The organism is Agrobacterium sp. SORGH_AS_0745, from assembly GCF_030818995.1.
Taxonomy (GTDB): domain Bacteria; phylum Pseudomonadota; class Alphaproteobacteria; order Rhizobiales; family Rhizobiaceae; genus Agrobacterium; species Agrobacterium tumefaciens.
This window is the reverse complement of record NZ_JAUTBI010000001.1, coordinates 1,072,583-1,086,825: the sequence shown is the minus strand read 5'-3', so window position 1 is coordinate 1,086,825 and position 14,243 is coordinate 1,072,583. Positions and strand designations below refer to the sequence as shown.

The 14,243-nt window shown below is 59.6% G+C and carries 9 protein-coding genes; 3 read left to right on the top strand and 6 right to left on the bottom strand.

The window, feature by feature from the left end; genetic code table 11:
• Positions 1-150 precede the first annotated feature (150 nt).
• Positions 151-825: a response regulator transcription factor gene (locus tag QE432_RS04860; RefSeq protein ID WP_003511462.1), complete on the top strand. Its 675-nt coding sequence runs from the start codon at positions 151-153 to the stop codon at positions 823-825.
• On the top strand, positions 822-2,177 hold the full coding sequence (locus QE432_RS04855) for a sensor histidine kinase (RefSeq protein WP_065704448.1): 1,356 nt from the start codon (positions 822-824) through the stop codon (positions 2,175-2,177). Before QE432_RS04860 ends, QE432_RS04855 begins: the two co-directional genes overlap by 4 nt.
• 180 nt (positions 2,178-2,357) lie before the next feature.
• Here QE432_RS04855 and QE432_RS04850 read toward each other — a convergent pair whose 3' ends face one another.
• The 3 genes from QE432_RS04850 to gltB are packed head-to-tail and all read right to left on the bottom strand — an operon-like array spanning position 2,358 to position 8,740.
• Positions 2,358-3,812, bottom strand: coding sequence for a glutamate synthase subunit beta (locus QE432_RS04850; protein ID WP_003511464.1), 1,455 nt, complete (start codon positions 3,810-3,812; stop codon positions 2,358-2,360).
• Positions 3,813-3,827: 15 nt separating this feature from the next.
• A complete protein-coding gene (locus QE432_RS04845; RefSeq protein WP_158006613.1) occupies positions 3,828-3,986 on the bottom strand; it encodes a hypothetical protein in 159 nt (52 codons plus the stop codon).
• Positions 3,987-3,994: 8 nt separating this feature from the next.
• Positions 3,995-8,740 carry a glutamate synthase large subunit gene (gltB, locus tag QE432_RS04840; RefSeq protein ID WP_003511466.1) on the bottom strand — a complete coding sequence of 1,582 codons (4,746 nt, stop codon included), beginning with the start codon at positions 8,738-8,740 and terminating at the stop codon, positions 3,995-3,997.
• A gap of 371 nt (positions 8,741-9,111) precedes the next feature.
• Between gltB and QE432_RS04835 the strand changes: the two genes are divergently transcribed.
• Positions 9,112-10,164 carry a threonine aldolase family protein gene (locus QE432_RS04835; RefSeq protein ID WP_019564929.1) on the top strand — a complete coding sequence of 351 codons (1,053 nt, stop codon included), beginning with the start codon at positions 9,112-9,114 and terminating at the stop codon, positions 10,162-10,164.
• Positions 10,165-10,200: 36 nt separating this feature from the next.
• Here QE432_RS04835 and QE432_RS04830 read toward each other — a convergent pair whose 3' ends face one another.
• The 3 genes from QE432_RS04830 to kdpC are packed head-to-tail and all read right to left on the bottom strand — an operon-like array spanning position 10,201 to position 14,232.
• Entirely contained in the window at positions 10,201-10,890 is a 690-nt protein-coding gene (locus QE432_RS04830; RefSeq protein WP_003511468.1) for a response regulator transcription factor, read from the bottom strand.
• An 18-nt stretch (positions 10,891-10,908) separates the two neighbouring features.
• Complete coding sequence (locus tag QE432_RS04825; protein WP_019564930.1) at positions 10,909-13,611, bottom strand: sensor histidine kinase; 2,703 nt, start codon at positions 13,609-13,611, stop codon at positions 10,909-10,911.
• 54 nt (positions 13,612-13,665) lie between these two features.
• On the bottom strand, positions 13,666-14,232 hold the full coding sequence (kdpC, locus tag QE432_RS04820; RefSeq protein ID WP_025595364.1) for a potassium-transporting ATPase subunit KdpC: 567 nt from the start codon (positions 14,230-14,232) through the stop codon (positions 13,666-13,668).
• Positions 14,233-14,243: the final 11 nt, after the last annotated feature.

The window sequence follows — 14,243 nt, the reverse complement described above, 5'->3', positions numbered from 1 at the left end:
ATGGCAGGATAAATTCAGCTTTGCAGCAAATGCGGGGTCGGCCAATTGCCCTCCCCTGCCCGCGTCTTACTGCACGGTGATATTTATCCGATGCCCCCGCGCCCCTTCCTCTCCGGGAAGGCGTACGCCAGACACTGCCGAGAACAATTCATGCGCCTGCTGCTTGTTGAAGACGAACGCGAAATGGCAGCAGCCCTTTCCGCCGCCCTGCACCGGTTCGATATCATCGTGGACAATGTCGGCACGCTCGATCTTGCCCGGCATGCGATCATGGACGGTGTTCACGATCTTGTCGTACTCGACCGGCAATTGCCCGATGGCGATGGCATCCAGCTTATAGAAGATCTGCGTCTGCTTCCCGTCACACCGCCCGTCATCGTGCTGACAGCGCAAGGCACGCTTGCGGATCGGGTGAACGGCCTGAACCTTGGTGCGGACGATTATCTGGCCAAGCCCTTCGCTGTCGAGGAACTCCTTGCTCGCATCCGCGCCCTGATGCGCCGGCCAGCCGGCAGCGTGACGATGACGGCGAAACTGGGCAAGCTGGAATTTTGCTTCGAAACCCGCGAAGTCCGCATCAAGGGAGAGTTTATTCCCCTGACCAGACGCGAATTGCTGATCCTTGAAGCCCTGTTGCGTCGGCAGGGCAGAACGGTGCTGCGATCGGTACTGGAAGAGGCGGTTTATAATTTCGACGATGAAATCCAGTCGAATGCGCTTGATTCCCATATCTCCCGTCTGCGCCGCAAATTGCAGGCAGCGGATGCGGGTCTGGAGGTTCACGGTATTCGCGGCGTCGGTTATCTGCTGAGGGCGGCCTCATGAAATCGGCCGGAAGGAAATCGCTCAAGCGACGCCTGACCATTCAATTGCTGCTTTTCCAGATCGGCAGCCTTTTCATCGTCACTGCCGCCTTCGTCGCTTACCTGTCCAGCGGCGCTTCGGGCAGCGCCCTTCTCAGCCCGGCAGCGGCCCAGATTACAGCCAATGCCATCATGCGTGACAAGGATGGCCGGCTGATGCTTGACGAAACAAATGAATTTGTCGAGCTGCGCGACAGCATGCCCGGTTTCTGGTTCGTTGCAGTCAGCGAGAAAGGTGAGATCGTGCAGGGTGGGCCGGTGCCTGAGGCCTTTAGCAACATGGATCAACAGCTTAGCGACGTCAAAGTGTCGGACGTACGCGATGCGGCATTGTCCTACTCCTATCTTGCTGTCTTGCGAATCGCCGTCGTGCGTCGTGCATCGGGACCGGCGGGCGAATTCGTTATGGTCGGCAAGGGCGGAGCCTTCAGTATGGCATTCCCGGTCCTGCTGTTCTCCAACATACTGATCATGCCGATCCTCCTTATCATGTCCATTGTGACAATCGTGACCATTCCATGGATCATCCGTCGGGAATTTTTCGCACTTTCCGCAATTGCGCGAACGGCGGAAAGCATCGACATCGACAAGCGCGGATATCGATTGCCGGATGGCGATATTCCATGGGAGGTGCAGCCGCTCGTGCATGCCGTCAACGGCGCGCTGAAACGGCTGGACGATGGTTACGAGCGGCACAAGCGCTTCATTCTCGACGCCGCCCATGAATTGCGGACCCCTGTCGCCATTCTCCAGACCCGTGTCGAAACGTTGCTGGACGGACCGGACCGGAGCCGGATATTAGCCGATGCCAGCCGTCTCGCCGTGCTTGCCGAACAGTTGCTCGATCTGCAACGACTTGGCGGGCAAAAGGCGCCGCTTATTCCACTAGATCTTGTTGGCCTCTGCCGGTCTGTCGTCGCTGATATGGCGCCGCTTGCAATCTCTCAAGGCTACGAACTTTCGTTCGAGCCGGACGAAGAGCCGATCCTCGCCCTTGCCGATGACGCCTCGCTGCAACGCGCCCTGATGAACGTCGTGCAAAACGCCATCGAACATGGCGGCAATCGCGGAACGATCACCATAAAAGTGGGGGCCAACCGCGTGATCGACATATCCGACCAAGGCAACGGAATTCCCGAAGAGGACCGGGAAGCCGTGTTTGACGCATTTCACCGGTTGATACCGAAGGATCGCGGTACCGGGCTCGGTCTCAATCTCGTGCAGGAAATCGTCCGCTACCATGGAGGGGAGATCACCATCAGTGATTCCCCATCCGGCGGCGCCTCCTTCCGTATCAGCCTTCCCTATTGCTGACACGAACCCCGTCTTCGGAAGCACGTAGTGTCATCGCAATTCTCAGGCGCGATATGTTGCCGTCCCCCTGCATGCGACACCTCCATCGCGTTTCGGTTCTCCAGTCAACCGAAAGGCCTGTTGTGAAACACAACAGGCCTTTTTGTTTTCGTTACGACGGCTTGCGCCGCGTCAACTCGCTCAGCGCGGAAGGACGGTTGCGCCCATCAGCTCTTCGTCGATCGCACGTGCGGCCTGACGGCCTTCGCGGATTGCCCAGACCACCAGCGACTGGCCACGGCGAACGTCGCCCGCCGCCCACAGCTTGTCGACCGAGGTCTTGTAGTCCGTTTCGTTGGCGATCACGTTGGTGGAGCCGCGACGATCGGTGTTGAGCGACAGCTTGCCATCCATTTCCTTCAGCACGCTATCGGTGAAAGGACCGGAAAAACCGATGGCGATGAAGGCGAGATCAGCCTTGATGATAAATTCCGTACCGGCAATGGGCTTGCGCCGGTCGTCCACCTGACAGCACTTCACACCCGTCAAAACGCCGTCTTCACCGACGAATTCAAGCGTGGCAACCTGGAACTCGCGAACGGCACCTTCTGCCTGCGAAGAAGAGGTGCGCATTTTCGTTGCCCAGAAGGGCCATACGGCAAGCTTGTCTTCCTTTTCCGGCGGCATCGGGCGGATATCGAGCTGGGTGACTTTAACCGCACCCTGACGGAAGGCCGTGCCGACGCAGTCAGACGCCGTATCGCCACCGCCGACGACGACGACATGCTTGCCGCCGGCGAGGATCGGATCGGCCGGCCAGCCGATGCTGTCGATGTTTTCGCGGCCAACGCGGCGGTTCTGCTGCACGAGATAGGGCATGGCGTCGTAAACGCCATTGAAATCGGCGCCACCGATGCCAGCCGGGCGCGGAGTTTCCGAACCGCCGCAATAAAGAACCGCATCGTGATCAGCCAGAAGCGCTTCGACCGTTACATCCACGCCGACGTTGACGCCGCAATGGAAGGTAACACCTTCACCCTTGATCTGCTCGACACGGCGGTCGATGAAGTTCTTCTCCATCTTGAAATCCGGAATACCGTAACGCAGCAAACCGCCGGGCTTTGATTCACGCTCGTAAACGTGGACCTCATGACCGGCGCGGCCAAGCTGCTGCGCTGCCGCCATGCCGGAAGGACCGGAACCGATGATGGCGACCTTCTTGCCGGTGTGGATCGTCGCCGGCTTCGGCACGATAAAGCCCAGCTCGTAGGCCTTGTCGGCAATCGCCTGCTCCACGGTCTTGATGGCGACCGGTGCATCCTCGAGGTTCAGCGTGCAGGCTTCCTCGCAGGGTGCCGGACAGACGCGGCCGGTGAATTCCGGGAAGTTGTTGGTGGAATGGAGGTTGCGGATCGCCTCTTCCCAATTGTTGTTATAAACCAGATCGTTCCAGTCGGGGATCTGGTTGTGCACGGGACAGCCCGTCGGGCCGTGACAGTAGGGAATGCCGCAATCCATGCAGCGCGCCGCCTGCTTCTGCACCTCGGCATCCGACATCGGAATGGTGAATTCGCGGAAATGGCGGATACGGTCCGATGCGGGCTGATACTTGCCCACCTGCCGGTCGATCTCAAGAAAACCTGTAACCTTGCCCACGTTTATGTCCTCACATCAAAGCGGAGCGCCTGTTAGGCCCCAGTACCAGTAAGCGAAACCGAAAGCCGCCCCCAATACGATGAATTCAAATCCGGTCTCGCCGCTTGTCCAATAGATCACCATGGGAACGGCGACCGCGATCATCAGCGAGACCAGTTGGTGTAGTATCCCCACGCGGCGGATTATTCCGCCGCGACGCCCATACGCATGCGCTCCATTTCCTCAAGCGCACGACGGTATTCGACCGGCATGACCTTGCGGAATTTCGGACGGAACTCGCTCCAGCGGTCGAGTATATCCTTGGCGCGTGCAGAGTTGGTGTAGTGGAAGTGATTGGAAATCAGCTGGTAGAGCCGCTCCTCGTCGTGACGCGTCATGTCCTCGGATACGTCAACGCGTCCCTTGTGCATGAGGTCGCCACCGTGATGGTGCAGCTTCTCGAGCATGTCGTCCTCTTCCGGAACCGGCTCCAGCTCGACCATGGCCATGTTGCAGCGGGTGGCGAAATCGCCCTTCTCGTCGAGAACGTAAGCCACGCCACCGGACATGCCGGCCGCGAAGTTGCGGCCCGTCTCGCCGAGCACCACGACAATACCGCCCGTCATATATTCGCAACCGTGGTCGCCGACACCTTCGACAACCGCGACCGCGCCGGAGTTGCGCACTGCAAAGCGCTCACCCGCAACACCACGGAAATAGCACTCGCCGGTGATGGCGCCGTAAAGAACGGTGTTGCCGACAATGATCGAGTTTTCAGCGACGATACGGGTGTTTTCCGGCGGGCGCACGATGATGCGGCCACCCGAAAGACCCTTGCCGACATAGTCGTTGCCGTCACCCACCAGATCGAAGGTGATGCCGCGAGCGAGAAACGCGCCGAAGGACTGACCAGCCGTGCCGCGCAGCGTCACGTGGATCGTATCGTCCTTCAGACCCTTATGGCCCCAGCGCTTGGCAAGCGCGCCTGACAGCATGGCACCGGCGGAACGGTCGACGTTCTTGATCGGCACTTCGAAAACGACAGGCTCGCGGTTTTCCAGCGACGGTAGCGACTTCTCGATCAGCTTGCGATCGAGAATATCGTCGATCGGGTGCTTCTGACGCTCGGTCCAGAAAGTTGCCTCCTTGGGAGCCTCTACCTTGTGGAAGATGCGGCTGAAATCCAGACCCTTGGCCTTCCAGTGCGCCAGCATCTCATCCTTTTCGAGAAGTTCGGAAGCGCCGATGATCTCGTCCAGCTTGGTAACGCCAAGCGAGGCGAGTATTTCGCGCACTTCTTCAGCCACGAAGAAGAAGTAGTTGATGACGTGTTCCGGCGTGCCCTTGAAGCGCTTGCGCAGAACCGGGTCCTGCGTTGCGACGCCGACGGGGCAGGTGTTCAGATGGCACTTGCGCATCATGATGCAGCCCGCAGCAATCAGCGGCGCGGTGGCAAAGCCGAATTCATCCGCACCAAGCAGCGCGCCGATGATGACGTCGCGGCCGGTCTTCAGACCACCATCCACCTGCAGCGCGATGCGCGAACGAAGGCCGTTCAGCACCAGCGTCTGCTGGGTTTCGGCAAGGCCGATTTCCCAAGGCGAACCGGCATGCTTCAGCGACGTCAGCGGCGAAGCACCGGTGCCGCCATCGAAACCGGCGATGGTGATATGGTCGGCGCGCGCCTTGGCGACACCCGCCGCAACCGTGCCAACGCCCACTTCCGACACGAGCTTCACAGAAACATCTGCTTCCGGGTTGACGTTCTTCAGGTCGTAGATCAGCTGCGCCAGATCTTCGATGGAGTAGATATCGTGGTGTGGCGGCGGCGAAATGAGGCCGACGCCCGGCGTGGAGTGACGGGTTTTTGCAACCGTGGCATCCACCTTGTGGCCGGGCAGCTGGCCGCCTTCGCCGGGCTTGGCACCCTGCGCGACCTTGATCTGCAACATGTCGGCATTGACGAGATATTCCGTCGTAACACCAAAGCGGCCGGATGCGATCTGCTTGATGGCGGAACGCTCGGGGTTCGGCTTGCCGTTCAGAAGCGGCATGTAACGGTCGGATTCTTCGCCGCCTTCGCCGGTGTTGGACTTGCCGCCGATGCGGTTCATCGCAATCGCAAGCGTGGTATGCGCCTCGCGGCTGATCGAGCCGAAGGACATGGCGCCAGTCGAGAAGCGCTTGACGATATCGACCGCCGGTTCGACGTCGTCGATGGAAACCGGCTTGCGGCCGAGCGCTTCCGCCGATTTGACCTTGAACAGGCCGCGAATGGTGTTCATGCGCAGCGCCGTCTCATTCACCATGTCGGCAAATTCACGGTAGCGCTCCTGGCTGTTGCCGCGCACGGCGTGTTGCAGCGAGGCGACGGCATCCGGCGTCCAGGCGTGGCTTTCGCCGCGCATGCGATAGGCATATTCGCCGCCGATATCGAGCGTGTTGGCAAGGATCGGATCCTTGCCGAAAGCCGCTGTGTGGCGCGTTACGGTTTCTTCGGCGATCTCGGTCAGACCCACGCCCTCGATGGAGGTGGCGGTGCCGAAGAAATACTTCTCGACGAATTCCGACGACAGGCCGATGGCGTCGAAAATCTGCGCGCCGCAATAGGACTGGTAGGTGGAAATGCCCATCTTGGACATGACCTTGAGGATGCCCTTACCCACCGCCTTGATGTAGCGATAGACGACTTCGTCGTCCGACACTTCCTTCGGGAAGGCGCCGTGCTTGTGCATGTCGAGCAGCGTGTCGAAGGCGAGGTAGGGGTTGATCGCCTCCGCGCCATAGCCAGCGAGCAGACAGAAATGATGGATTTCGCGCGGTTCGCCGGTTTCAACGACGAGGCCGACCGAGGTGCGCAGACCCTTGCGGATCAGGTGGTGATGCACAGCAGCCGTCGCCAGCAGCGCGGGGATCGCAATCCGGTCCGGGCCAAGCTGGCGGTCGGACAGAACGATGATGTTGTAACCACCGCGAACAGCGGATTCAGCCCGCTCGCACAGGCGGTCGAGCATGTCAGGCATGCCTTCGGCGCCGCGCTCCACATCATAGGTGAAGTCGAGCGTCTTGGTATCGAAACGGTCTTCGGTGTGGCCGATGGAGCGGATCTTTTCCAGATCGCCATTGGTGAGGATCGGCTGGCGCACTTCCAGACGCTTGGCACGGGCCGCACCCTCGTGATCGAGAAGGTTCGGGCGTGGGCCAATGAACGAAACGAGGCTCATCACCAGTTCTTCGCGGATCGGATCGATCGGCGGGTTGGTCACCTGCGCGAAGTTCTGCTTGAAATAGGTGTAAAGCAGCTTGGACTTGTCCGACATGGCCGAAATCGGCGTATCGGTACCCATCGAGCCGATGGCTTCCTGGCCCGTTGTTGCCATCGGCGACATCAGGAGCTTGGTATCTTCGCTGGTGTAACCGAAGGCCTGCTGGCGATCGAGCAACGACACGTCACGCCGCAGCGCCCGTGGCTCCACCGGCTTCAGATCCTCAAGAATGAGCTGGGTGCGGTCTAGCCAGGTGCGATAGGGGTGCTTGGCAGCAAGCTCGTGCTTCACGTCCTCGTCGGAAATGATCGAGCCCTTTTCCATGTCGATCAGCAGCATCTTGCCGGGCTGCAAACGCCACTTCTTGATGATGCGTTCTTCCGGAACCGGCAGCGTGCCGGCTTCCGACGCCATGATGACGCGGTCGTCGTCGGTGACGAGATAGCGCGCCGGGCGCAAACCGTTACGGTCGAGGGTTGCGCCGATCTGCTTGCCATCGGTGAAGGCAACGGCGGCCGGGCCGTCCCACGGCTCCATAAGCGCGGCATGATATTCGTAGAAAGCCTTGCGTTCAGCCGACATGGACAAGTTGCCCGACCAGGCTTCCGGGATCAGCATCATCACGGCATGGGCCATGGAGTAACCGCCGCGCACGAGGAATTCGAGCGCGTTGTCGAAGCAGGCGGTGTCCGACTGGCCTTCATAGGAAATCGGCCAGAGCTTGGAGATATCGTCACCGAACAGCGCCGACGAAACAGACGCCTGACGCGCCGCCATCCAGTTCACGTTGCCGCGCAGCGTGTTGATCTCGCCGTTATGGGCGACCATGCGATAGGGATGCGCGAGCTTCCAGGACGGGAAGGTGTTGGTGGAGAAACGCTGGTGCACCAGCGCAACCGCGGATTCGAAACGCGGGTCCGCCAGATCCTTGTAATAGGCCCCAACCTGATAGGCGAGGAACATGCCCTTGTAGACGATGGTGGAGGAGGACAGCGAGACGGGATAGAAATCCTGCGTTTCCTTGCCGCCGCCCTCGTCGTAGATGCGGTTGGAGAGAACCTTGCGGATCAGGAACAGCTTGCGCTCGAAGTCATGATTGGTCGCCGCATCGCGGCCGGCGCCGATGAAAACCTGAACATGGTGCGGTTCGGTGCCAGCGATATCGGGTGCCTTGGAAAGGGAAGAATTGTCGACTGGCACGTCGCGGAAGCCGAGGAACTGCTGTCCCTCCTCGCCGATCACGTCGACAATGACCTTCTTGTAGTGATCGATACGGGACGGATCGCGCGGCATGAAGATGTGGCCAACGGCATATTCGCCAGCTTTCGGCAGCGTCACACCCTGGCTCGCCATTTCCTCGCGGAAAAAGCGGTCGGGGATCTGCACGAGAATGCCCGCACCATCGCCCATCAGCGGATCAGCGCCGACAGCACCGCGATGCGTCAGGTTTTCAAGAATGAACAGGCCGTCCTTGACGATCTGGTGCGACTTCTGACCCTTCATATGGGCAACAAAGCCGACGCCGCAGGCATCGTGCTCATTGCGCGGATCGTAAAGACCCTGCTTTTCCGGCAGGCCGCCCGCGAAACGCCCCTTCGCAGAAACGGGTGCGGCCGCAGCCGCGGTGGGACAGTCTGTGGTCAGGGTTGCGGCGACGTTGTCTGCCTGCAGCTTGTTTGTCATTTTCGTCCCTCCTGCAAAATTACTTGCATGGTTTCATGCGAAGATCCGGCTCGACACGAATTTCGCTTTCCGAAAAATCCGCATTCAATCCGGCTCGACCAAATTTAGGACAGCAAAGCTGTCTCAATTCGAGAGAATTTTGGCAGAAACCCGCGGGTTTAGCAAGGGTGCGAATCCAATTAGTCGCAGTGCCGATTTGCAGCGAAGTTTCGATACTGACCCATTGCGCGAAACTTTCTTGTCACAAAACGCTTCGGGCCGTTGCTTTCATTGCCGGATTTGCCAACCGCGAGGTTAGGTCCTAGAACTTTGCGGATCATCGTCAACGCATTCCCAACACCAGCACAACAGCCATCGGAAAGCTTTCAGAGATGTTTTTTGCCTCAGACAACTGGGCCGGCGCCCACCCTGCCATCAACGAGCGCCTTTCGCGGGAATCCACCCGATTTGCGGCTGCCTATGGCACCAGCGCCCTCGACCTTTCCATAGAAAAGCGCTTCAATGAAATATTCGAACGCGAAGTGGCGGTGTTTTTCGTCGCCACAGGTACGGCGGCCAATTCTCTTTCGCTGGCAAGCATTGCCCGCCCCGGCGGCCTGACCTTCTGTCATTCCGAAGCCCATGTGATCGAGGATGAATGTGGAGCGCCGGATTTCTTCTCCGGCATGCGCATGGTTGCCGTCGAGGGACCGAACGGCAAAATGCTGCCGGAAAATCTGATCGAGCGCATTTCGCGCTATCCGCAGGACGCCGTTCATCACGGACGCGCCGCAGCGGTTACGATGACACAGGCAACCGAGGCCGGTACTGTCTATACGCTCGATGAAATCGACGCGATTGCCAAAATCGCCAAGGAGAACGGCCTGCCGCTGCATATGGACGGCGCGCGCTTTGCCAATGCGCTTGCCGCACTCGGCACCACGCCCGCCGAAATGACCTGGAAACGCGGCGTTGATGTGCTCTCTTTCGGTGGCACGAAAAACGGCTGCTGGTGCGCGGAAGCGATCGTGTTTTTCGACCCCGCGCTCGCCAAAGACTTCGCCTTCCTGCGCAAGCGCACCGCCCAGCTTTTTTCGAAGTCGCGCTTCATCGCCGCACAATTCGAAGCCTATCTGCAGGACGATCTCTGGTTGGGTCTCGCAAGCCACGCCAATGCCATGGCCAATCGGCTGCGGGCCGGCTTCGCCTCGCTTAACAGTGCCCGTCTGGCATGGCCAACCACTGCAAACGAGGTTTTCGCCATTCTGCCGAAAGCCGCCGCTGAAGCGGCAACGGAGAAAGGCGCGAAGTTCTACGACTGGCTGGTGCCCCGCGATATGCCGGAAAAGGTCGGAAAGGACGAGGTGCTGATCCGCATGGTCACCAGCTTCGCAACGACCGAGGCTGATGTCGACGAATTCCTGTCGATCTGCGCCGCCGTCTGACAAAACATTCGGGGGCGCCGTTTCTTAACGGCGCCCTCAAACCTCCTGCAGCCGGTAGCCGACACCAGTTTCCGTAAGGATATAGCGCGGCTGATCCGGAATTTTTTCGATCTTCTGGCGAAGCTGGCGTACGTAAACGCGCAAATATTGCACGTCGGTCAACTCGTCCCACACATGCTCCAGCAGGAAACGGTGCGTCAGCACCTTGCCCGCATGCTGGACCAGGACCCGCAGAATATCATATTCCTTGGGCGAGAGTTTCACCTCCCGGTCCTCCACCTTGACGATGCGTCTGACGAGATCGACCGAAAGATCGCCGGTATGAAACACCGGTCTCTCACCCTGGCTCTGAAGGCGATGGCGCAGGGCGACACGAATGCGGGCAACAAGCTCGTTCATGCCGAAAGGCTTGGTGATGTAATCGTCGGCACCCAGCTCCAGTGCCTTGACGATACCCGCCTCGTCAGTGCGGCTGGAAAGAATGATGACGGGTAGGGAAAGTCCCTCGCCCCGCCATTTCTCCAGAAGCTCGTGTCCCGACATATCCGGAAGACCGAGATCAAGGACCACGAGATCGGGCTTGTCCTCGTTCATCAACTCCATCGCGACGCGGGCATTCATCGCCTCGCTGACCGCATAGTCCTGCGTCGAGAGACCGACCCGCAAAAGTTTGCGGATCGGCGGTTCATCGTCGACGATCAGAATGCGAACGGCGGAATTGGTCATTGCCGATCTCCTTCAGCCCTAGTCATGATTCAGCACCGGCACTTCGGCGGGAACGGGCAGGCTTATGGTAAATTGCGCGCCCGTGCGACCTGATCTGTTTTCAGCGCGGATAGATCCACCCATGGCCTCGATAAACCCCTTGCAGATGGAGAGCCCGAGGCCGGTCCCGGCCTGCACATGGTCCGCCTTGCGCACACGGTAGAAACTGTCGAACACCCGCTCGGTATCATCAGGGGGAATACCCGGCCCCTCGTCGGCAACGGACAGGAAGACATGTCTGCCCTGCCGCCACCCGCGAATCTGGATTAGGGTTTGTTCGGGCGCGTATTTGGCGGCATTGTCGATCAGATTGAACAGAACCTGCTCAAAAAGCACCGGATCGACCTTCAGCATCGGCAGATCGGAGGGAATGTCCAGAACGATCTCGTGCCTGACAATTATTTTCGCCGCGCGTGAAAGCGCTGTTCCGACCATATCGCCAACAAAGTGCAATCCGTAATTCGGCTCCATCGCGCCCGAACCGATCCTCGTCATATCGAGCAGGTTGGAAATGAAGCGGTTCAGCCGTTCGGATTCCTCGACGATGGTTAGAAGCAGTTCGGTGCGCGCCTCGAGCGGAATGTCGTCGGCGAAATCCTTCAGCGTTCCGGCGGAACCCAGAATGGCGGCGAGTGGCGTTTTCAGGTCGTGGGAGATGGAGGTCAAAAGCGCGGTGCGCAGCCGGTCGGTTTCCGCCGCAAGCCTTGCCCGATCGACATCCGAAACCAGCTGGATGCGCTCGATGGCAAGTGCCGCCTGATCCGCCAGCGCATCGAAAAGCCGCTGCTGCTCAGGTGTGAAAAGCGGGCCAAGCCGGTCGTCGTCCAGCCCCACCACCCCGACGGCGCCGCTGCCGGTGCGCAGCGGCAGATAAAGGCGTTTGGCACCCGGGAGCGTATCGGCGCCCCGGCCTGCAGCCTTGTTATGTTCCCAGGCCCAGTGAGCGGCCGCAATGTCCGCATCCACGAGCGTGTCATCGGGCGGATAGCCCGCCTTGACGGTGATCGAATTGTTTTCGGGCAGAAGCAGGACGACCCTGACTTTCAGCATCGACGCCATCTGGAACGCGGTTGCCCACAATACGTCATCCAGCGTGCCGGTAACCGCGAGTTTTTTGGAAAAAAGGTACAAATCTTCCGTGGTTCGCGCACGCATCCGTGCAGCTGCGGCCTGCCGCTGCACCGCCGCAGTCAGATTTGAGGCGACAAGCGCCACACCGAGATAGAACAGCAGCGCCACAACGCTTTCGGGATCGCGGACAGTCAGGGTATAACGCGGTTCAAGAAAGAAAAAATTGAACGCAAAGGCACCAAGCAGGGAAGCATAAAGGCCAGGCCCCAGCCCTCCGCGCACGGCCGCCGCAAAAACCGCCATCAGGAACACCAGCGCCAGATTTTGAACATCAAGGGCTTGGTCAAGTACGATGCCGGCTACGATTGCCAGTCCGACAAACAGGGTGCTGTTGAGATAGGGCAGTATCGAAAACCGCGATTGAGCCGTTGCCGGCTTCACGGTCTGGACCGGCTTCTCCGCGTTTTTGTCGCCGGAAATGACATGCACGCTGATATCGCCGGCATGGTCTATCAAATCATGCGTCAGCGAACGCTGCAGAATTCTCTGCCACCACGACCTTCTGGGACGGCCGATGATGATGTGGGTGAAGTTATTGGCGTTGGCATAGGATATGATTTCGTGCGTCAGGTCGAGCGCCGGCAGTGTTACTGTCTCGCCGCCCAACTGCTGCGCGAGCCGCATGGTGCCGGCCAGCCGATCCTTCTCCGCCTCCGACAATTGCTGAGAGCGAGGCGTGTCCAGATGCAGTGCCGTCCACGGCGCGCGCAGGCGATCGGCCTGCCTACGGGCATAACGCACCAGACCGGGGCCGTTGCCGCCGTGGTCCAGACAGACCAGAACACGGTCTCCCGCAGCCCACGGCCCGGAGATGGCGTGCGACTGCATGTGGTTGAGCAATTGCTCGTCCACCCGTTGCGCTGTGCGCCGTAGCGCAAGCTCGCGCAGGGCCGTCAGATTGCCGCGCGAAAAATAGTTCTCGATGGCGCGCCGCGCGGTGCGGGGCATATAGACCTTGCCGTCCTGCAGGCGCTTGATCAGATCGTCGGGGGTGATATCGATGATCTCAACATCGTCAGCCCGGTCAATGATGCTGTCCGGCACCGTTTCGCGCACGCGGATACGGGTGATCTGCGCCACCACATCGTTCAGGCTTTCCACATGCTGAATGTTCAATGTCGTATAGACATCGATGCCCTGCGCGAGAATTTCCTGAACATCCATATAGCGCTTGGGATGCCGGCTGCCGGCCGCATTGGTGTGGGCCAGCTCATCGACCAGAACCAGCGCCGGTCGACGGGCGAGAATGGCGTCGAGATCCATCTCGTTCAGCGACTGGCCGCGATAATCAATGTTCCGGCGCGCAATGATCTCGAAACCCTGCACAAGTGTTTCGGTTTCCTTGCGGCCATGCGTTTCCACGACACCGATAATGGTATCGACACCATCTGCGAGTTTTGCCCGGCCAGACATCAGCATTTCATAGGTCTTGCCGACACCGGGAGCTGCGCCCAGAAAAATCTTCAGCCGCCCTCGCGCCTCGCGCCGGGCGTTTTCAAGCAGCGCATCCGGCGATGGTCTGCTCGGCATATCACGATTATCGTCAGGCATTTAACTCACCAGTGGACAAGCTATGGCTTCCAAAGAAGCCATAGCCATTTCAGTTCATGAGCCGGCTGCGTCAAGAGCCATGTTGAGAGCCAGCACATTTACAACGGGCTCGCCCATGAAGCCCAATTCAGGCGCCTCCACATGGGCGTCGACGACGGCGCGCAGTGACGCTTCGTTCATGCCCCTTGCCTTGGCGACACGCGAGACCTGAAAATAGGCGGCCTCAGGCGACACATGCGGGTCAAGACCGCTGCCCGATGCCGTCACCAGATCAATGGGAACCTCGGCTGCCGAATTTTCGGCTTTAGCAGCCTCGTAGTCCTGCTTCACCCGGTCGATAAGCTTTGCGCTCGTCGGTCCCAGGTTGGAGCCGGAAGACGACGCGGCATTGTAGCCGTCGCCGGCAGCTGACGGCCTGCCGTGGAAATATTTCTCGCCGGTGAAGGCCTGCCCTATCAATTGCGACCCGACAACAGTCCCATTCTTCTCGATCAGACTGCCATTTGCCTGGAAGGGAAAGATAGCCTGTGCAAGGCCCGTCATTCCAAGAGGATAGGCAAGGCCGGTGATTGCGGTGGTGGCAAGGATCAGCACCAGTGCGGGACGTAGCTGTTTCAACATTTCCATACTCC

What these genes read in the sequence shown, in the direction of transcription:
- QE432_RS04860 (WP_003511462.1), top strand. Translation starts at nt 151, where the DNA reads ATGCGCCTGCTGCTTGTTGAAGACGAACGCGAAATGGCAGCAGCCCTT.
- QE432_RS04855 (WP_065704448.1), top strand. Translation starts at nt 822, where the DNA reads ATGAAATCGGCCGGAAGGAAATCGCTCAAGCGACGCCTGACCATTCAA.
- gltB (WP_003511466.1), bottom strand. Translation starts at nt 8,740, where the DNA reads ATGACAAACAAGCTGCAGGCAGACAACGTCGCCGCAACCCTGACCACA.
- QE432_RS04835 (WP_019564929.1), top strand. Translation starts at nt 9,112, where the DNA reads ATGTTTTTTGCCTCAGACAACTGGGCCGGCGCCCACCCTGCCATCAAC.
- QE432_RS04830 (WP_003511468.1), bottom strand. Translation starts at nt 10,890, where the DNA reads ATGACCAATTCCGCCGTTCGCATTCTGATCGTCGACGATGAACCGCCG.
- QE432_RS04825 (WP_019564930.1), bottom strand. Translation starts at nt 13,611, where the DNA reads ATGCCTGACGATAATCGTGATATGCCGAGCAGACCATCGCCGGATGCG.
- kdpC (WP_025595364.1), bottom strand. Translation starts at nt 14,232, where the DNA reads ATGTTGAAACAGCTACGTCCCGCACTGGTGCTGATCCTTGCCACCACC.